This window comes from Mycobacterium kyogaense, from assembly GCF_003254575.1.
In the GTDB taxonomy this organism is placed as follows: domain Bacteria; phylum Actinomycetota; class Actinomycetes; order Mycobacteriales; family Mycobacteriaceae; genus Mycobacterium; species Mycobacterium kyogaense.
Map to the genome: position 1 here is coordinate 16,817 of NZ_QJUA01000021.1, position 19,089 is coordinate 35,905.

Here is a 19,089-nt window from a genome sequence, read left to right on the forward strand (position 1 = left end):
TTGGGAGACAACGTATGACGCAGACCGAGCCGGCGCCGCCCGTGGGGCGCGACGCCTTGATGACCACCGAACTGGTTCCTGAACAGATTTTGCCCAAGGTGATGACGACGTTCGGGCTCACCGCGGCCTACGTGTTCATCATCTGCTGGGTCACCGGATCGTCGGTGATGGCCGCCGGCGGGTGGACCGCCATCCCGATGTGGGTGCTGGGCATCCTGACCTTCCTGATTCCGGCCGGCATGGCGGTCGTGGAGCTGGGCAACCTGTGGCCCGGTCAGGGCGGGGTGTACATCTGGGCCACCCGCACCATGGGCGAGACCTGGGGATTCATCGGCGGTTACCTGTCCTGGGTTCCCGTGATCCTGAACGCCGCATCCTCACCGGCGGTGGTGCTGCAATTCCTGCTGCTCGCCTTCCACACCGAACTCGGTCTGACCACGAGCATCATCCTGCAGCTGGTGATCCTGTGGACGGTGATCGGCCTCGCTCTCGCGAAACTGGCTGCCAATCAGAAGATCATGAACATCGTCTTCGTGGTGTACGGCGTCCTGACGCTGACGATCTTCGTCTGCGGACTGCTCTTCGCGGTCAACAACGGCTCGGGCACGCCGTTCAGCTGGGCCGAGGCCACCGTGCCGAACTTCGCGGTCGCCGGGTTCCTCTATGGCACGGTGCTGCTGTACCTGCTCGGAGTCGAGACGCCCTACAACATGGGCGCGGAGTTCCTGTCGGTGCGCAAGAGCGGGCCCAAGATGATCCTGTGGGGATCGGCCGCGCTCGTCGCGATCTATCTGCTCACCACGCTGGGCACCATGATGGCGCTGCCCAGCGACGAGATCGATCCGGTGACCGGCGTGATCGGCATGCTCGACGTGGCCGGATTCCCCGGCCTCATGGAGGTCTGCGCGGTCGTGCTCGCGTTCATCATCATCGTCGCGCTGATGACCTACCAGGTGGCGTACTCCCGGCTGATCTTCGTATCCGGTCTGGAACGGCATCTGCCGCGCCTGTTCACCCATCTCAACCCGCGCACCCGTAACCCGGTGACCGCGATCCTGATCCAGGGCGTCATCTCGTCGCTGATCCTGGTCGGGTTGTACTCGCAGAGCAGCATGGCCAACGTGACGATCTACCTGCAGGGCGGGCTGTCGACGGTGTGGTTGCTGTCGGGCTTCTTCTTCCTGTTCCCGGTGATCATCGCCCGCCGCAAGTACGCCGATCGCTATGCCAATGAACAGTTCTGGCGCATCCCCGGCGGCATGGTGGGTGTGTGGATCACCGTCGTGGTGGGCACGGTGGCCACGATCGGCGGCGTCTACTACTCGTTCGTCACCCCGTGGATCGACGTGCCGTCGGCGACGTGGATGACCTGGGTGGGCGGCATCAGCCTGGGTATGTTCGCGCTGGGCCTGATCGTCTACGTCTTCGGGCGGCGTTCGGCGCACAAGGTCTCCAAGGAGGATTCGCTGGCGCACCTCGCCGTCTTCGACCTCACCGACAAGGACAAAACAGAAGGGGCCGTCTGATGACGATGGAGGACACCCGCACGCGTGCCGACGATGGTGCCGCGGTCGGCCGTTATCCGCTCGATCCGCTCACCGGCGCCGAGATCGAGGCGGCCGCTGACATCGTGCGGTCGAGCGAATATGGCACGCCGACACTGAAATTCGTGATGATCTACCTCGCGGAACCGGCGAAGACGCCCACGCTGACCTTCGCGGACATCGAGGTTGCCCGGTGCGCGTTCGTCTCGATGTACGACGCCGCGGCCAAGATGGTGTACGAGGCGGTGGTCAATCTGGGCGCCCGTCTCATCGAATCGTGGACGCCTGTGCCCGGCCGGTTCCCGTCCTACCTCGTCGAGCACATGACGGGTGTCGAGGAGAAGGTCCGGGAGGATCCGCGCTGGCAGGACGCGATGCGCAAGCGTGGCGTCACCGACTTCAGCCTCGCGATGATCGATCCGTGGCCGGCCGGCTATTACGGCAGCGCAGACCATTACGACAACTCGGCGCTGATCTGCCGGCCGCTGACGTTCATGCGCGCCGCGCCCTCGGAACACGGATACGCCCGCCCGGTCGAGGGGTTGATCGTCACGTTCGACCTCGACGCCATGACGGTGCTCGACGTGGAGGACCACGGGGTGGTGCCCATGCCGCCGACGGCGGGCAACTACTCCGAGCAGTTCATGTTCGACGCCAACAACCGACCGGCGTTCACACAGTTCCGTGACGACGTGAAGCCGATCGAGATCACCCAGCCGGACGGGCCGAGCTTCACCGTCGACGGCTGGAACGTCACCTGGCAGAAATGGTCGCTGCGCATCGGCTTCAACCCGCGTGAGGGCGTCACACTGCACGAGGTGACCTATACCGACCGCGGCGTCACGCGGCCGATCCTCTACCGCGGATCGCTGTCGGAAATGGTTGTGCCCTATGGGGACACCTCGCCGACGCACTGGAACAAGAACGTCTTCGACATGGGTGAAGTGGGGATGGGGTTCTCCGCGAACCCGCTGACGCTGGGCTGCGACTGCCTGGGCGAGATCTTCTACTTCGACGGCACGGTCAACGATTCCGCCGGCAACGCGGTGACGATCCCGAATGCGATCTGCATGCACGAGGAGGACTACGGGATCTCCTGGAAGCACACCGACTTCCGCACCGAGGAGGTGGAGGTCCGGCGGTCGCGCCGGCTGGTGATCTCGATGATCTGTACCGTCGGCAACTACGAGTACGGGTTCTTCTGGTACCTGTACAACGACGCCTCGATCGAGGTCGAGGTGAAGCTGTCCGGGGTGCTGACGACCGGTGCCGTCGCCGAGGGCGAGACTCCCCGGTGGGGCAAGATGGTCGCTCCTGGCATCTACGGTCCGAATCACCAGCACTTCTTCAACTTCCGACTCGACATGAGTGTGGATGGCCCGAACAACAGCGTGTACGAGGTGGATTCGATCCCGGAGCCCGATCCGGAGCTCAATCCTCATCACAACGCGTGGATCGTGCGGGACACCCTGGTGGAGTCGGAAGCCGACGGTGCGCGGGACTGGAACTGGTCGACGGGCCGGTACTGGAAGGTGGCCAACCCGGAGAAGGTCAACGAACTCGGCAGCCCGGTGGCCTACAAGCTGGTGCCCAAGGACATCGTGCCGGTGATGGTGCAGGAGGGTTCCTACATCTACGACCGCGCGCGGTTCGTCCAGCACAACCTCTGGGTGACCCGCTACGACCCCAAGGAGATGTTCGCGGCGGGCGACTACATGTACCAGTCCGCGGACATGCAGGGCCTGCCGGAGTTCATTGCCGACGATGCCCCGCTGGAGAACACGGATGTGGTGCTCTGGTACACCCTCGGTGCCCATCACGTGGTGCGGCCGGAGGACTGGCCGGTGATGCCGTGTGCCTATGCGGGCTTCCACCTCAAGCCGATCGGCTTCTTCGACGGCAACCCCGCGTTGGACCTGCCGCCGTCACCACCCAAGGCGTGCCACATGAACCACAGCGGGCTGCCGGTGGCCGAGCGCGCGATGGAGTCCTGAGCCCGCCGGAGATGCCGTCAGCTCAGCGCCGAGAGGATGCGGCGCAGCTCACGCTGATCACGCTCTGACAGCGACCCCAGGACCCGCTGCTCGGCGTCCCGAATCCCGTCGTCGGTGCGCGCGAGCAGGGTCCGCCCGTCGCGGGTCAGCTCGGCGGGCAGCGCGCGGCCTGACGTGACCGCGGTCGGCCGCGAGACGAGGCCGCGTTCCTGCAGGCTGCGCACCACCATGTTCATCGCCTGTGGGGAGACCATCACGTCGCGGGCCAGATCGGCGTTGGACAGGCCGGGCTGCCGTGACAGGAGCCGCATGCAGATGTATTGCGGGAAGCTGAGATTCAGCGGCTCCAGCACAGCGGTCGTCACATCGGCGCGCAGCGCCGAGGCCAACCGGTGCAGCAGATAGCCCAGCGGGATGCCGTCGCGCTCGCCCATGTCAACCATCTTGACGCATATCAATCTAGTTGATACCAAGGATGGCATGACGAACCCCAGCGACAGGATGTTCGACGCCGCCTACCGCGGCGAAGCCGAGGAGATGGCCGGCGCCCGGCCACCGTGGAGCATCGGTGAGCCGCAGCCCGAGATCCGCGCGCTGATCGACGCCGGCATCTGTCATGGTGATGTGCTCGACGCCGGCTGTGGCGAAGCGGCGGTGTCGATGTACCTCGCCGAACGGGGCTTGCGCACCGTCGGTCTGGATCAGTCGCCGACGGCCATCGAGCTCGCGCGCGCCGAGGCGGCCCGCCGCGGCCTGCGTGACGCCACCTTCGACGTGGCCGACATCAGTGCGTTCACCGGCTATGACGGCCGGTTCGGCACGATCATCGACTCGACGCTGTTCCACTCGATGCCGGTGGAACTGCGCGACGGCTACCAGCAGTCGATCCTACGAGCCGCGGCCCCCGGGGCGACGTACGTCGTGCTCGTCTTCGATCGGGCCGCGATGCCCGCCGGCGGCCCGGTCAACGCGGTCACCGAGCCCGAGTTGCGCGAGGTGGTCGGCCGGTACTGGACAGTCGACGACATCCGCCCCGCCCGCATCCACGCCAACGTGCCGGAGTCTTTCGCCGCGCACTTCGCGGCGTTCGCCGGCGCGGACATCCGCGACGAGGCGTCAGGGCGCACGTCGGTGGGCGCCTGGCTGCTGACCGCGCACGCGGGCTGACACACCCGGGCGCCCCTGAACGACGCGCGCGGCCTGCGATGAGGCAGGATGGGGGAGCCGTCCGCGGCACTCTCGGGGGCGGCCAAGCGCGAGCGAGAAGGAGTCGGATGGCGGACGGTACAGCCAACGGGGGCCCGGCATCGGTCTACAGGCCCGCCTATACCCGCGTACTGCTCAAGCTGGGCGGTGAGATGTTCGGCGGCGGCCAGGTCGGTCTCGACCCCGACGTCGTCGCCCTGGTCGCGCGTCAGATCGCCGAAGTGGTCCGTAGTGGCGTTCAGGTGGCGGTCGTGATCGGCGGAGGAAACTTTTTCCGCGGCGCCCAGCTGCAGCAGCGGGGTATGGAGCGCACTCGCTCCGATTACATGGGCATGCTCGGTACCGTCATGAACAGCCTTGCGCTGCAGGACTTCCTGGAGAAGGAAGGCATTGCCACGCGCGTGCAGACGGCCATCACCATGGGGCAGGTGGCCGAGCCATACATCCCGTTGCGCGCACAGCGGCACCTGGAGAAGGGCCGCGTGGTGATCTTCGGCGCCGGCATGGGGTTGCCGTACTTCTCCACCGACACCACCGCTGCGCAGCGGGCGCTGGAGATCCGGGCGGAGGTCGTGTTGATGGCCAAGGCGGTCGACGGGGTGTTCACCGCCGACCCGCGCACCGATCCCGATGCCAAGCTGCTGACGACCATCACGCACCGCGAGGTCATCGACCGCGGCCTGGCGGTGGCCGACGCGACGGCGTTCAGCCTCTGCATGGACAACAAGATGCCGATCATGGTGTTCAACCTGCTCACCGACGGCAATATCGCCCGTGCCGTCGCAGGTGAGAAGATCGGCACATTGGTCACCACCTCGTGATCAGTGGTGTGATCAGTGATGTGATCGGCGAGCGACGCGACGGGAGAAGATTCAGGTGATCGACGAGACGCTCTTCGATGCCGAGGAGAAGATGGAGAAGGCGGTGTCGGTGGCCCGGGACGACCTGGCGGGCATCCGTACCGGTCGCGCCAACCCCGGCATGTTCAACCGGATCAGCATCGACTACTACGGCGCCGCCACCCCGATCACGCAGCTGTCGAGCATCAACGTCCCCGAGCCGCGGCTCGTCGTCATCAAGCCCTACGAAGCCAACCAGCTGCGCAACATCGAGGACGCGATCCGCAATTCGGATCTGGGCGTCAACCCGTCCAACGACGGCAACGTCATCCGCGTCTCGATCCCTCAGCTGACCGAGGAGCGCCGCCGCGATCTGGTCAAGCAGGCCAAGGCCAAGGGGGAGGACGCCAAGGTCTCCGTGCGCAACGTTCGCCGCAAGGCGATGGAGGAACTGAGCCGCATCAAGAAGGACGGCGACGCCGGCGAGGACGAGGTGACCCGGGCGGAGAAGGACCTCGACAAGACCACCGCCCAGTACACGAGCCAGATCGACGACCTGGTGAAACACAAAGAAGGCGAGCTGCTGGAGGTCTGAGGTGACCGATCAGCAACCGACTCCTGTGGCAGACCAGCCGACCGACGTTCCACCGACGCAGAAGAAATCCCGCGCCGGCCGTAACCTGCCCGCCGCCATCGCGGTGGGTGTGGTGCTCGGCGCGATGGCGATCGGCATCCTGCTGTTCGCCCCGATCTGGTGGTTGCCGCTGCTGGCCGCGGCCATGGCAATCGCGACCCACGAGGTGATCCGGCGCCTGCGCGAGCACGGCTACGTGCTGCCGGTGATCCCGCTGCTGGTCGGCGGCCAGGCGATGATCTGGCTGACGTGGCCCTTCGGTGTGGCAGGTCTACTCGGCGGCTACGGCGGCACGATCGTGGTCGCGATGGTGTGGCGGCTGCTCAAGCAGGGCCTGAACAGCCAGCCGGTCAACTACCTGCGCGACATCGCTGCCACCGTGCTGCTGGCCACCTGGGTACCGATGTTCGGTGCCTTCACGGCGCTGTTGATCTTCGCCGACGACGGTGGGGTGCGGGTGTTCACGGTGATCGCGACCGTGGTGTTCGCCGACATCGGCGGCTACGTCGCGGGTGTGCTGTTCGGAAAGCATCTGATGGCGCCCGCGATCAGCCCGAAGAAATCCTGGGAGGGGCTGGGCGGTTCTCTGGTGTTCGGCGTCGCCGCCGCGGTGGTGTCGGTCACGTTCCTGCTCGGGAAGCCGGCCTGGGTCGGCGTCCCGCTCGGCCTGATGCTGGTGATCACCGGAGTGCTCGGTGACCTGGTCGAATCGCAGATCAAGCGCGATCTCGGCATCAAGGACATGGGCACGCTGCTGCCCGGTCACGGCGGTCTGATGGACCGCATCGACGCGATGCTGCCGTCCGCGGTGGCCGGATGGATCGTTTTGACGCTGTTGGCCTGAGATACTGGCTGCAGTCATGTCTGGTTCTGCCGGGGCTCCGTTGCCCCTTGTCTTCGATGCCCCGCGCCGCGCGATGCCGCCGCGGCACTTCGCCGATCTCGACGAGGCCGCGCGGGGGGCTGCGGTCGCCGAGCTGGGTCTGCCGGCGTTCCGCGGGAAACAGCTGGCCAATCAGTACTACGGCCGGTTGATCGCGGATCCGACACAGATGACGGATCTGCCCGCCGCGGTGCGCGAGCAGGTGGGCCAGACGCTGTTCCCGACGCTGTTCTCCGCGGCCCGGGAGATCGAGTGCGATGCGGGCGAGACCCGCAAGGTGTTGTGGCGGGCGGTGGATCAGACGACGTTCGAGTCGGTGCTGATGCGCTACCCGGATCGCAACACGGTGTGCATCTCCTCGCAGGCCGGCTGCGGTATGGCGTGCCCGTTCTGCGCCACGGGTCAGGGCGGTCTCAAGCGCAATCTGTCGACGGCCGAGATTCTCGAGCAGGTGCGGTCGGCGGCCGCGGAGCTGCGGGAGCGGGACGGCTCGCGGTTGTCCAACATCGTGTTCATGGGGATGGGCGAGCCGCTGGCCAACTACAACCGCGTCGTCGCCGCGGTGCGGCGCATCACCGCGCCCCCGCCGCAGGGGTTCGGGATCTCCGCGCGGTCGGTGACGGTGTCGACCGTCGGGCTGGCGCCGGCGATCCGCAAGCTCGCCGACGAGAAGCTCAACGTCACGCTCGCGCTGTCGTTGCACGCTCCCGACGACGAACTGCGCGACACCCTGGTGCCGGTGAACAACCGGTGGAAGGTCGGTAAGGCGCTCGACGCGGCGCGCTACTACGCCGACGCGACGGGTCGCCGCGTGTCGATCGAGTACGCGTTGATCCGCGACGTGAACGACCAGCCGTGGCGTGCCGATCTACTCGGGAAGAAACTGCACGGCGCGCTGGGGCCGCTCGCCCACGTCAACCTGATCCCTCTGAACCCGACGCCGGGCAGCAAGTGGGACGCCAGCCCGAAGCCTGCCGAGCGCGAATTCGTGCGCCGCGTCCGTGAGCGCGGCGTCTCGTGCACGGTGCGCGACACCCGGGGCCGCGAGATCGCGGCTGCGTGTGGCCAATTGGCCGCGCAGGGCTGACGTCAGCCGAGGCGGACCAGGGTCTTGCCGATGTTCGCTCCGGTGAAGAGCCCGTTGAGCGCGTCGACGCAGGACTCGATGCCCTCGTAGACGTGCTCGCGGTGCACCAGCAGGCCCTCGGCGTCCCAGCGCCGCAGTGCGGCGAACGCCTCGTCGAATCGTCCCCACTCGTCCAGGGCGTTGAAGCCCTGCATCAGCGCGGTCTTGGCGAGCAGGTTGACGTAGTTCGCCGGCCCCGGATGCTCACCGGTCAGGTAGCTGGAGATGACCCCGCAGAGCACCACCCGCGCCTCGTGCGCCAGTCTGCCGAGCACCGCGTCGAGGATGGGCCCGCCGACGTTGTCGAAGTACACGTCGACGCCGCGGGGGCAGTGCGTCTTCAGTGCTGCGGGCAGGTCGTCGTTGCGGTAGTCGATGCACGCGTCGAAACCGAACTCCTCGACCACAGCCCGGCATTTCTCCGGTCCGCCCGCAATGCCCACCACGCGGGCCCCGGCGATACGGGCGATCTGCCCCGCCACCGAACCCGTCGCCCCGCCTGCTGCGGACACCACGACGGTCTCCCCGGGCGCGGGCTTGCCGATACCGGTCATGCCGAAGTACGCGGTCGCGCCGGTCGGCCCGTAGAGCGACATCACCGCGCGCTGGTCGACCTGCTCACCCGGCCCCGGTACCGGGGTGGTGAACAGGTCGTCGCGCACGATCGTGTACTCGGAGAACCCGGTCAGCGTCGTCACCACATCGCCGACCGAATAAGCCGGACAACGCGATTCGACGACGACGCCGATGCCGGCGGCTCGGATCACCTCGCCGATGGCGACCGGTGGCAGGTAGCTCGGTTGGTCGTCGAGCCAGGTGCGGGCCGCGGCGTCGATGCCGACGTAGGTGGTGCGGACCAGCGCCTCCCCGTCGGCGGGGGTGGGCGCACTGGTCTCGACGAGTTCTGTGTCCTCCGGCGCAACGAGCCCGTGCGGTCGGCGGCGCAACACGATCTGGCGGTTCGTCAGCGTCGGCACGTCGGTAGAACCTACCGAAGGAGCGGCCGCGGCGGACCCGGTTGCGTCAGGGCCGCCACAGCGCTTCCTGTGTCGTCGACGCGACCAGCACCCCGTCCCGGTCGTAGAGCGAGCCCATCACCAGCCCCCGCGAGTCACTGTGGTTGCGCTGCACGACGTCATAGAGGTGCCAGTCGTGCGGGGCGAACGGGCGGTGGAACCACACCGAGTGGTCCAGGCTGGCGGCGTAGCCGGTGCCTCGCGCGAGCGTGACACCGGACGGTCGGGCCACGGGGACGGGTCCGATGTCCGAGAGGAAGGTCAGCGTGCACGCGCGCACCAGCGGGTCGTCTTCGATCCGGTCGCGCGAGCGAATCCAGAACGGCGGCAACGCGAACCCCGTGTCGTCGGCGGAGATGGTGCGGATGTCGAACGGGTCGAGGAACTCTAGGTCCACGATCTTCGGTTGGGCGTCGGCGAAGGCCAGTGACGCCGGCGCGACGGGCTGCTCGTCGGCCCCCGGTTCGGCGACGTGGAACGAGGCGATCATCTCGAGGATCACCGCACCCGCCTGGACGGCGGTGACCCGGCGGGTGTCGAAGGACCGTCCGTCCCGGGTGCGCTCGACGCGGAATTCGAGGGGCTCGCGGTAGCGGCCGCCGCGCACGAAGTACACGTGGAGGGACTGCGGCAGTTTCTCAGGCGAAACGGTGGCGCCGGCAGCGGCGAGCGCTTGCGCGGCGATCATCCCGCCGAACAACGTCGGGTTCGGTCCATCGGGCGGCGCTGCCACGGTGAAGACGTCACCCTCGCGGTGATCGAAGGTCAGCAGTTCGGCGATCCAGCTTTTCTCGACACGTGTCATCAACGGTGAACGCTATCGTGAGGTGCCGAAATCGCAGGGAATGGGTACCAGGTCCGGCAGTGCAGCGACGGGTTGGAGCGGGATGGCGAGCGTGGCAGGGGTGGGACAGTGAAGCGGCTCAACGGTGTGGACGCCATGATGCTGTACAGCGAGACACCCGAGATCCACATGCACACCCTCAAGATCGGGGTGCTCGATGTGTCCCAGATACCTGGTTACGATTTCGACCTCTTCCGGAAGCTGGCGCTGCCCCGGCTGCACGCGCTGGCGCCGCTGCGATGCCAGCTCGTCGACATCCCTTTCAAGTTGCACCATCCGATGTGGGTGCAGAACGCGGAGATCGACGTGGATTACCACATCCGCCGGGCCCGCGTCCGCGCCCCGGGTGGGCGCCGTGAACTCGACGAGTTGATCGGTGAGATCGCGAGTACGCCGTTGGACCGCTCGCGGCCGCTGTGGGAGATGTACGTCGCAGAAGGGTTGCCGGACAACAAGATCGCGGTGATCCACAAGGTGCACCACGTGCTCGCCGACGGGATGGCCTCGGCGAACCAGATGGCGATGGTCATCGGGGCCGAGGAGCCCGATGTCCGGGGCGCGCTGGCCGAGGCGCCCCCGGACTCGACCGCTGCGCTCAACTTGCTGCGCGCCGCGGGGCGTGACCATGCCCGCGGGCTGCGCAGGCTGCCCATGCTGCTGCGCGAGACCGCCGCGGGTGTGGCACGCGTGCGGCGCAGCGCCCGCGAGCGCGGGCCCCACCCAGACCTCGCGCGCAACTTCGCCCCACCGCCCACGTTCATCAACCACGTCGTGTCGCCGGTGCGGCGCTTCGCCACCGCGCCGTTGTCCCTGGCCGACGTCAAGGACACCGCGCGCCACCTCGGCGTGACGCTCAACGACATCGTGCTGGCGACGGCAGCCGGAGCGTTGCGATCACTGCAGCTGCGCTACGACGGCGCCGCCGAGGCGCCGCTCATCGCGGGCGTACCGGTCAGTGTCGACACGTCGCCCACGCGCATCATGGGTAACGAATTCACCTACATCACACCGTCTTTGCCAGTTCACATCGCGGATCCGCTGGAGCGGGTGCGGCTGACGGCGACAGCCACGGCGATCGCCAAGGAGAACCACCGACTGCTCGGGCCGACCCTGTTGCCGTCCTGGCTGTCGTATCTGCCGCCGGCGACGACGCCGCACATCTTCCGACAGCAGGCCCGACGGCTGGAGTCGTCATTGGTGATGAATTTGACGATCTCGAACGTGCCCGGTCCGCGTGAACGCGGACTCGTGCAGGGCGCGACCGTGAGCGAGATCTATTCGGTGGGGCCGATCGTCGCGGGTAGCGGCATGAACATCACGGTGTGGAGCTACGTCGATCAGCTGTCCATCTCGGTGCTCACCGACGATCGCACCCTCGACGATCCGCACGAGGCGACCGACGCGCTCTTGGCCGCATTCGCCGAGATCCGCGCGGCGGCCGGGTTGTCGGAGACATTGACGCCGGTGGCCAGCGCGCTGCCGCTGGCGGTCTGACCGCCAGCGCATGTCCCTGGTCTAGCGGGTGTCCTTGTTCCGGTGCAGGTACCAGCTGCGCGCGACGTAGCCGAACAGCAGGAAAGCGCCGACGATCAGGAAGTAGTCCTCGACGTGACCCTGGTGGTTACCGTGGGTCATCAACAGCAGGAAGAGCCCGGCGAACACCCCACCGATCTGCTGGAGCCGGGGGTTCTCCTTCGACCAGCCCCACTCGGCGGACGGCACGTCCTCGACGTCGACACCTGTGTGTCGCTCCACCTCGGTGCTTGCCACGGCTGCTCCTCCGGTCTCGTGTGTTGGGGCCATTCTGACACAGCCCGTAGGCTGCCCGTCCATGGCAACCCAGCAGCCAGACGGGCCCTTCGTCGACCGGGTGGTGTTCATCACCGGCGCGGCCCGCGGGCAGGGCCGTGAGCACGCGGTCCGCTTCGCCGAGGCGGGCGCCGACATCATCGCCGTCGACCTGTGTGAGCAGCTAGACAGCGTGGCCTACCCGATGGCCACCCCGGAGGATCTCGCCGAGACCGTGGCGCTGGTCGAGAAGACGGGCCGCCGCATCGTCGCCGAGCATTGCGACGTCCGGGACCGGGACCTGATGGCCGCGGTCGTCGCACGTGGTGTCGACGAATTGGGCCGGCTGGACTTCGTGCTCGCCAACGCCGGGATCATGCCCGCACCGGGAGAGCAGGGTCGCGAGATCGGTGCGTACACCGACGCCGTCGACATCATGCTCAACGGCGTGTACTTCACCGTCGACGCTGCGCTGCCGGCGCTGCTGGCCAACCCCGACGGCGGTGCGATCGTGATCACCAGTTCGGCGGCCGGGCTCAAGGCCGTCAGCACCGACCTCGCCACCATGACCCACGGCGCAGCCGGCTACACCGCCGCCAAGCACGGCGTCGTCGGGTTGATGCGGCACTTCGCCACCTCGCTGGCCGCACGCAACATCCGGGTCAACTCCGTGCACCCCGGCGGTGTCGCGACGCCGATGGTCATCAACGAGGCGATGGCCGAATTCGTCACGGAGAACCCGTCTTTCGGGGAGTCTCAGATGCCGCTGATGACGCTGCCGATGATGGAGTCAGCCAGCGTGACCGACGCGATCATGTTCCTGTGCGGCCCGTCCGGGCGCTACATCACCGGCGTCGCGCTGCCGATCGACGCCGGGCTGCAACTGCGCTGAGCGGTTGCTCACCCGAGGCTGCTGTAGCGACGCAGCGCCTCCTGGCGTTCCTGGCCGTGGTCGACGATCGGCTCCGGATAGTCGTCGGGCCGGTTGGCGTCGAGTTTGTGGACGTTGTCGACGTCGGCCAATTCGGGCACCCAGCGGCGGATGTAGTCCCCATCCGGGTCGAACTTGGAGCCCTGCGTGGTCGGGTTGAACACGCGGAAGTACGGCGCCGCGTCGGTGCCGCAGCCCGCCGCCCACTGCCATCCGTGCTGGTTGTTCGCCATATCGCCATCGACCAGCTGCTCGAGGAACCACCGTGCGCCCCACTGCCAGGGCAGATGGAGATCCTTGACCAGGAATGACGCCACGATCATCCGCACCCGGTTGTGCATGAACCCGCTCTCGGCGAGTTGACGCATGCCGGCGTCGACGATCGGGAAACCCGTCCGCCCCGCCTTCCACGCCTCGAACGCGGCCTCCGCCTCTTTGCCCTCGTCCACCTCGATCGCGTCGAACGCGGAGTTGAAGTTCCACCAGACGCTGCGCGGCCATTCCCACACCACCGAGGCATAGAAGTCGCGGAAAGCGAGCTCCCGCAGATACGCCGTGGCGCCCTTGCCGCGGCCCAGGTCGGCGGCCATCGTGCGCGGGTGGATGGTGCCGAACTTCAGGTGGGCCGACATTCTGCTGGTGGCCGCCAGATCCGGACGGTTGCGATCGTCGTCGTACCCGGACACCCCGTCGGCGAGGAACTCTTTCCATTGGTCACTCGCGGCCTTCTCGCCGGCCGGCAGGTCGATCTCCGCTCCGTTCTTGGGACCCGTCGGGATCTGCACGGTCTTCGCGCCCTTGACGTCGCCGGGATCGATCCAGCTCGCGCTCTTCGCGCTGGAGTCCGCCGGCTTGCGCCAGCCGTGCTTCTGCCAGGCCGTGAAGAACGGCGTGAACACCTTGTAAGGACTGCCGTCGCCCTTGGTGACGCGGCCGGGTGACACCAGATACGGCGACCCGGTGGCGACGAGCTCGATGTCGCCGAGCGCGTCGCGCACTTTCTCGTCGCGCGCCCGGCCGAACGGGGTGAAGTCGTCGGAGACGTGCACCGCGGTCGCGCCGACGGCCTTGGCCAACTGGGGGATTCGCGCGTGCGGTGCCCCGCGGGTGACCAGGAGCCTGCCGTCGAGACTCTGCTGCAGGTCCCGCAGCGCGTCGTAGAGATAGCGGAGCCGGCGCGGGCCCGCGGACTTCTCGAGACGGGGATCGAGGACGTAGCAAGCGAGCACGTCGCCATCGTCGTCGGCGGCGGCGAGCAGGGCGGGCAAGTCGGCGAGCCGCAGGTCGCGGCGGAACCACAGGACGGCGGGCATGGTCTAGATGCTGCCCTGTGCGGCTGCACCGGAAACGGAAACGACGTTGACGGATCGGTGACGCGAACGGGCCCCCGCCACAGCGGCGGGGGCCCGGACGCGATCAGGTCATGCCGGCGGCATCAGAACCGTATCGATCAGGTACACGGTCGCGTTGGCGGTCTTGACCCCGCCACACACCACCGATGCGTTGTTGACCATCAGATGGTCAGGCGTACCCGTCACGGTCAGGTCGGCGCCCTGAACCGTCTTGTGGGTCCCCGCCACCTGCGCGGGATCCGCCTGGCCCGGCACCACGTGGTACGTGAGGATGCTGGTCAGCAGCGGCGCGTCGGTCTTCAGCTTCTCGAGCGTCGCCGGGTCGACCTTGGCGAAGGCCTCGTCGGTCGGTGCGAACACGGTGAACTCACCGCCGTTGAGCGTGTCGACAAGGTTCACCTGCGGGTTGAGCTTGCCCGACACAGCTGCGGTGAGTGTCGTGAGCATCGGGTTGCTCGCCGCCGCTTCGGCGACGGGCGCCATCGACATGCCCTGAACCGAACCCGGGCCGACGGGATTCTGCTCGGCGTAGGCAGCGCAGCCGGGACCGGCCGGCTGGGCGGCCGCCGACGGGGCGGTACCCAGGATCAGGGCGGCAGCAGCAGCCGCGGTGAGGCCCAGCGTTGCTGCGTGTCGTGCTGTGGTCATGACGGTGTACTCCTGTTCTGTTCTGTCGATCCGACGGGTCAGGCAGCCGGGGGCATCAGGACGGTGTCGATCATGTAGACGGTCGCGTTGGCGGTCTTCACCCCGCCGCAGACCAGTCCGGCGTCGTTGACCTTGAGGTCGTTGCCGGCGCCTGTCACGTTGAGGTTCGCGCCCTGCACGGTCTTGTGCTCGCCGGCGACCGCATCAGGCGCGGCCTGGCCGGGCACCACGTGGTAGGTCAGGATGCTGGTCAGCAGGTTGGAATCGGTCTTCAGCTTCTCGATGGTCGCGGGATCGATCTTCGCGAACGCGTCATCGGTGGGCGCGAAGACCGTGAACTCCGAGCCGTTCAGGGTGTCGACGAGGTTCACGTTCGGGTTGAGCTGCCCGGACAGCGCCTGGGTCAGCGTCTTGAGCATCGGGTTGTTCGACGCGGCGACGGTGACCGGATCGGCCGACATACCGGCCACCGAACCCGGGCCCGAGGGCACCTGCTCGGCGTAGGCGGCGCAGCCCGACCCGATGAGGTTGGCGGCCGGATCGGCAGCGGCGCTCGTCGGCGAGGTCGAGCTGCCGGTCGCGGATTCGACGGCCGACGAGGCGGCGCTGGTTGCCGACGACGCGGTGCTGGCGGCTTCCTCACTGGAGCACGCTGCTGCTCCGAAGATGGCCACGGCGGCCAGGCTCGCGGCGGTGACGGTCTTGCGCTTGACGGTGATCATCACTTGTTCCCTTCGGTTGGGCGGGCGTCGGTGCCCGTCCTTGACTGACGGGGGTTATTCACCGCTGTTCGCTTTTCGGATCGGTCGGGGCGCCTCCCGTCACACTTGCGTCACAGACAGTCAGTTCACAGAATCGGGACCGTCGGGGTCGAACCGAAACACCGCGAGCCGACCGGCGAGAGCGGCGAACTCCTCGGGCGAGCCCACGTCGACCAGGCCAGATCGTCGCGAGAATGCCACTCCGACAGGAACTTTCATAGCGAAGGCTCGCAACACCGGCCTCGACTGCTCGGCGTCGAGTTCCACGATGCGCACCTGTCTCGAGCGGCGGCCGTGGCGAAGCGTGCCGGTTCCCGCCGCTCTCGCGTTCGCTGCCCAGTCACTGCTGGGGTAGTCGGCGACGACGCAGAGGTGGCCGTCATGACGGAACGGTGTCATCGGTGTGCTGCGGGGCCGACCGGTGCGTCGTCCGGGGATGGTGAGCACCATGGCGGGGCCAGGGCGCAGGCCCACCCGTACAGCCATAATGAGTACTCGGTTCATCGGCTTGAGCCAGCGGGGCGGTCGAGGATCGGCACTCACCGGGACCCCAACCCTGCGGCGCGTACGGCTGCGGCGAACGTCGTCGCGGCGCAGCCGGTGATGCGCTGCACCTCGTCAGTGACAGTCGCCGTCGTGCCGACCGCGTCGGCCAGCATCGCAAGGTAGGCGTCGGCGAACTCGACGGCGAATCCCCGGTCGACGAACCGTTGTCGGACCGCGGATGCCTCGATCTCGCGGTACTGCACTCGTCGTCCCGTGACGTCGGCGATGACCGACACCATCTCGGTGTTCGTGAGCGCCTGCGGACCGGTCAAGAGGATCTTGTGACCCACCAGGTCGTCGTTCAGCAGCGCGCGCACGGCGACGGCGGCGATGTCGGTCTCGACGATCGGCGCCAGCGACGCGTCCGCGAACGGTCCGGCGACGACACCGGATTCCAGCTGAGGTGTCCACATCGCGAGGAAATTCGTGACGAAGACGCTCGGCCGCAGGCTCACCCACTCCAGTCCAGAGTCGACAGCCGCTTGTTCCGCCTCGCGGTTGCGGTCACCGCGAAATCGAGACGGCTGGCGCGTGTCGTCGTCGTCGACGTTGATCGCCGACAGTGCTACCAGCCGGCGTACGTCGGCGGCTCGCGCAGCGGACACCACCTCGTCCAGCTGGGGGCCCAGCGCGCGGGAGTTGAGGAACACTGCGTCGGCCCCGGCGATGCCGGCGTACACGTCCCTCACCGCCTCGACCCCGGGAGGGAACGGCGGGGTCGGGTTGCGGGTGACCGCACGGACCCGAACGTCATGGGTGGAGAGCAGATCGACGAGAGGCCGACCGACGTTGCCGGTGGCGCCTGTGACGAGAATGGTTGTCATGTCTTCACGACGGGGCAGGACCCGAGAATGTGACGGCGTGCGGCCGGGAAGGTGGGTAACAATCCGGGCGGGCGCACCGTCCTAGAGCTATGACCGACGACTTCACGGCCGACTTCACCACGCAGTGGCGCGCGCATCGTGCCTACCTCGTCAATGTCTGCTACCAGATGCTCGGCGACCTTGGGGACGCCGAGGACGTCGTGCAGGAGTCCTTTGCGCGGTTGTCGCGTACGCGCGACGTCGAGGACGCGCGCGGTTGGCTGACCGTGGTCGCCGGCCGACTCTGCCTCGATGTGCTGCGGTCCGCGCGGGTGCGTCGTGAGGAGGTGGCCACCGACGGGTTCGACGACCGCCTCTCCGGTGAGTCGGATCCCGCCGACCGGGTCACTCTCGACGACGAGGTCAGCGGAGCCCTGTGGGAGGTGCTCAGCCGCCTGACTCCCGGCGAGCGGGTGGTGTTCGTCCTGCACGACGTGTTCGGCACGCCCTTCGACCAGATCGCCGAGACAGTGGGCCGGCCCGCAGGTACCTGCCGTCAACTCGCGCGAAGGGCCCGGCTGAAGTTCGCCGGCGCCCCGTCTCGACTCGCCCAGATTGACCAGTCTGCGCATCGGAAGCTGACCCAGACGTTCATGGATGCCTGCGCGCACGGCGACCTCGCCGCCCTGTCCGCGCTGCTCGACCCGTCGGTGTGGGGTGTCGGCAGGATCATCGGTCCCCAAGCGCCGCCGCCCCAGATCAACCACGGCCCCGACCAGGTGTCGGTCAATCTGTTGCGCTATCTAGGTCCCGATACGACGCTCGTCGCCGCCACCGCGAGCCCCCGTGTCGTCATTGCGTCACGGCGTCGCCGAGTGTTCGCGGTGATTCACCTCACCGTACGCGCCGGCCTGATCTGCACGGTCGAGGCGAGCGTCGACGCAATCGCGGCTTTTCCTGATCCACCCACCGGCACGGCACAATGAACCCGTGACGCGACGCGTTCTGATCCTCGGCAGCACCGGATCGATCGGCACCCAGGCCCTCGACGTGATCGCCGCCAACCCCGATCAGTTCGAGGTCGTCGGGCTGGCTGCCGGCGGCGGCAACGTCGACCTGCTCGCCGAGCAGCGGGCGCGCACGGGCGTCACCAACATCGCCGTCGCCGACCCCGCTGCGGCCGAGAAGCTCGGTGATGTCACCCACAGCGGGCCGGACGCGGTGACCCGCCTGGTGCGCGAGACCGAGGCCGACGTCGTGCTCAACGCGCTCGTCGGCGCCCTGGGATTGCAGCCGACGTTGGCGGCCCTGGACACCGGCGCCCGATTGGCGCTGGCCAACAAGGAATCACTGGTCGCCGGAGGGCCGCTCGTCGTCAAGGCCGCCGCTCCCGGGCAGATCGTGCCCGTCGACTCCGAGCATTCGGCGCTGGCGCAGTGCCTGCGCGGGGGCACCCCCGACGAAGTGGCGGCGCTGGTGCTCACGGCATCGGGCGGCCCGTTCCGCGGCTGGTCCGCCGATCAGCTCGAGGCGGTCACCCCGGAGCAGGCGGGGGCACACCCGACCTGGTCGATGGGTCCGATGAACACGCTGAACTCGGCATCGCTGGTGAACAAGGGCCTCGAGCTCATCGAGACCCACCTGCTGTTCGGCGTCGCCTACGACCGCATCCAGGTGGTCGTCCACCCGCAGTCGATCGTGCACTCGATGGTCACGTTCACCGACGGCTCGACGCTGGCCCAGGCCAGCCCGCCGGACATGAAGCTGCCGATCGCCCTGGCGCTGGGCTGGCCGTCCCGGGTGGCCGGCGCCGCCGCTGCCTGCGACTTCACCACGGCGTCGACCTGGGAGTTCGAGCCGCTCGATGACGAGGTGTTCCCCGCGGTGGCCCTGGCCCGTGAGGCCGGCCGGCGGGGCGGCTGTCTGACCGCGGTCTACAACGCCGCCAACGAAGAGTCGGCTGCGGCGTTCCTCGACGGCACGATCAGCTTCCCCTCGATCGTGCGCACCATCGATCACGTGCTGCGCGCTGCCGACCAGTGGGCCGCCGAACCAGCTACCGTGGACGATGTGCTCGACGCGCAGGACTGGGCGCGGATGCGCGCCCGTCGCGCCATCGAGCACGATTTCGCAGGTACCAGCTAGGAGTAGGCGCAGACAGGGATGTTCAGACG

20 protein-coding genes are annotated in these 19,089 nt (G+C 67.8%); 11 read left to right on the plus strand and 9 right to left on the minus strand.

Annotated elements, in window-relative coordinates; genetic code table 11:
• Positions 1-14: 14 nt before the first annotated feature.
• Positions 15-1,526 carry an APC family permease gene (locus DMB80_RS15490; RefSeq protein ID WP_046363457.1) on the plus strand — a complete coding sequence of 504 codons (1,512 nt, stop codon included), beginning with the start codon at positions 15-17 and terminating at the stop codon, positions 1,524-1,526.
• Positions 1,526-3,538 carry a primary-amine oxidase gene (locus DMB80_RS15495; protein WP_111510666.1) on the plus strand — a complete coding sequence of 671 codons (2,013 nt, stop codon included), beginning with the start codon at positions 1,526-1,528 and terminating at the stop codon, positions 3,536-3,538. Before DMB80_RS15490 ends, DMB80_RS15495 begins: the two co-directional genes overlap by 1 nt.
• Before the next feature lie 17 nt (positions 3,539-3,555).
• On the opposite strand, the gene DMB80_RS15500 is transcribed toward DMB80_RS15495, so the two are convergent.
• On the minus strand, positions 3,556-3,981 hold the full coding sequence (locus tag DMB80_RS15500; RefSeq protein ID WP_111510667.1) for a MarR family winged helix-turn-helix transcriptional regulator: 426 nt from the start codon (positions 3,979-3,981) through the stop codon (positions 3,556-3,558).
• Positions 3,982-4,018: 37 nt separating this feature from the next.
• Between DMB80_RS15500 and DMB80_RS15505 the strand changes: the two genes are divergently transcribed.
• From DMB80_RS15505 to rlmN, 5 genes are all read left to right on the plus strand, one after another.
• A complete protein-coding gene (locus DMB80_RS15505; protein ID WP_111510668.1) occupies positions 4,019-4,705 on the plus strand; it encodes a class I SAM-dependent methyltransferase in 687 nt (228 codons plus the stop codon).
• 107 nt (positions 4,706-4,812) lie between these two features.
• On the plus strand, positions 4,813-5,565 hold the full coding sequence (gene pyrH / locus DMB80_RS15510; RefSeq protein ID WP_111510669.1) for a UMP kinase: 753 nt from the start codon (positions 4,813-4,815) through the stop codon (positions 5,563-5,565).
• Positions 5,566-5,620: 55 nt separating this feature from the next.
• Complete coding sequence (gene frr, locus DMB80_RS15515; protein WP_046363462.1) at positions 5,621-6,178, plus strand: ribosome recycling factor; 558 nt, start codon at positions 5,621-5,623, stop codon at positions 6,176-6,178.
• Between the two features lies 1 nt (position 6,179).
• Positions 6,180-7,061, plus strand: a complete 882-nt coding sequence (locus DMB80_RS15520) for a phosphatidate cytidylyltransferase (protein WP_111510670.1) — start codon at positions 6,180-6,182, stop codon at positions 7,059-7,061.
• A 16-nt stretch (positions 7,062-7,077) separates the two neighbouring features.
• Entirely contained in the window at positions 7,078-8,187 is a 1,110-nt protein-coding gene (gene rlmN / locus DMB80_RS15525; RefSeq protein WP_111510671.1) for a dual-specificity RNA methyltransferase RlmN, read from the plus strand.
• Positions 8,188-8,189: 2 nt separating this feature from the next.
• Here the strand turns inward: rlmN and DMB80_RS15530 are convergent, their stop codons facing one another.
• Both DMB80_RS15530 and DMB80_RS15535 read right to left on the minus strand, forming a co-directional pair.
• Entirely contained in the window at positions 8,190-9,203 is a 1,014-nt protein-coding gene (locus tag DMB80_RS15530) for an NADP-dependent oxidoreductase (RefSeq protein ID WP_111510672.1), read from the minus strand.
• A gap of 46 nt (positions 9,204-9,249) precedes the next feature.
• On the minus strand, positions 9,250-10,047 hold the full coding sequence (locus tag DMB80_RS15535; RefSeq protein ID WP_111510673.1) for an acyl-CoA thioesterase: 798 nt from the start codon (positions 10,045-10,047) through the stop codon (positions 9,250-9,252).
• 108 nt (positions 10,048-10,155) lie between these two features.
• Between DMB80_RS15535 and DMB80_RS15540 the strand changes: the two genes are divergently transcribed.
• Positions 10,156-11,580: a WS/DGAT/MGAT family O-acyltransferase gene (locus tag DMB80_RS15540; protein WP_111510674.1), complete on the plus strand. Its 1,425-nt coding sequence runs from the start codon at positions 10,156-10,158 to the stop codon at positions 11,578-11,580.
• A 21-nt stretch (positions 11,581-11,601) separates the two neighbouring features.
• Here the strand turns inward: DMB80_RS15540 and DMB80_RS15545 are convergent, their stop codons facing one another.
• Complete coding sequence (locus DMB80_RS15545) at positions 11,602-11,856, minus strand: DUF2631 domain-containing protein (RefSeq protein WP_046363468.1); 255 nt, start codon at positions 11,854-11,856, stop codon at positions 11,602-11,604.
• A gap of 61 nt (positions 11,857-11,917) precedes the next feature.
• On the opposite strand from DMB80_RS15545, the gene DMB80_RS15550 reads away from it, so the two are divergent.
• The gene (locus DMB80_RS15550) at positions 11,918-12,766 is read left to right on the plus strand and encodes a mycofactocin-coupled SDR family oxidoreductase (protein WP_111510675.1); all 849 of its coding nucleotides are present in this window, start codon (positions 11,918-11,920) and stop codon (positions 12,764-12,766) included.
• Positions 12,767-12,774: 8 nt separating this feature from the next.
• On the opposite strand, the gene DMB80_RS15555 is transcribed toward DMB80_RS15550, so the two are convergent.
• The 5 genes from DMB80_RS15555 to DMB80_RS15575 all read right to left on the minus strand — a co-directional run bounded on the left by DMB80_RS15555 (position 12,775) and on the right by DMB80_RS15575 (position 16,936).
• Entirely contained in the window at positions 12,775-14,118 is a 1,344-nt protein-coding gene (locus tag DMB80_RS15555) for a cryptochrome/photolyase family protein (protein ID WP_111510676.1), read from the minus strand.
• A 108-nt stretch (positions 14,119-14,226) separates the two neighbouring features.
• Positions 14,227-14,805, minus strand: a complete 579-nt coding sequence (locus tag DMB80_RS15560) for a fasciclin domain-containing protein (protein WP_111510677.1) — start codon at positions 14,803-14,805, stop codon at positions 14,227-14,229.
• Positions 14,806-14,843: 38 nt separating this feature from the next.
• Entirely contained in the window at positions 14,844-15,527 is a 684-nt protein-coding gene (locus DMB80_RS15565) for a fasciclin domain-containing protein (protein WP_111510678.1), read from the minus strand.
• A gap of 120 nt (positions 15,528-15,647) precedes the next feature.
• The gene (locus DMB80_RS15570) at positions 15,648-16,052 is read right to left on the minus strand and encodes a nitroreductase family deazaflavin-dependent oxidoreductase (protein ID WP_240431215.1); all 405 of its coding nucleotides are present in this window, start codon (positions 16,050-16,052) and stop codon (positions 15,648-15,650) included.
• 53 nt (positions 16,053-16,105) lie between these two features.
• The gene (locus DMB80_RS15575) at positions 16,106-16,936 is read right to left on the minus strand and encodes an NAD(P)H-binding protein (protein ID WP_111510680.1); all 831 of its coding nucleotides are present in this window, start codon (positions 16,934-16,936) and stop codon (positions 16,106-16,108) included.
• 89 nt (positions 16,937-17,025) lie between these two features.
• Between DMB80_RS15575 and sigI the strand changes: the two genes are divergently transcribed.
• Positions 17,026-17,901 carry an RNA polymerase sigma factor SigI gene (sigI, locus tag DMB80_RS15580; RefSeq protein WP_111510681.1) on the plus strand — a complete coding sequence of 292 codons (876 nt, stop codon included), beginning with the start codon at positions 17,026-17,028 and terminating at the stop codon, positions 17,899-17,901.
• Between the two features lie 4 nt (positions 17,902-17,905).
• Complete coding sequence (gene dxr, locus DMB80_RS15585) at positions 17,906-19,060, plus strand: 1-deoxy-D-xylulose-5-phosphate reductoisomerase (RefSeq protein WP_205538704.1); 1,155 nt, start codon at positions 17,906-17,908, stop codon at positions 19,058-19,060.
• Positions 19,061-19,089: the final 29 nt, after the last annotated feature.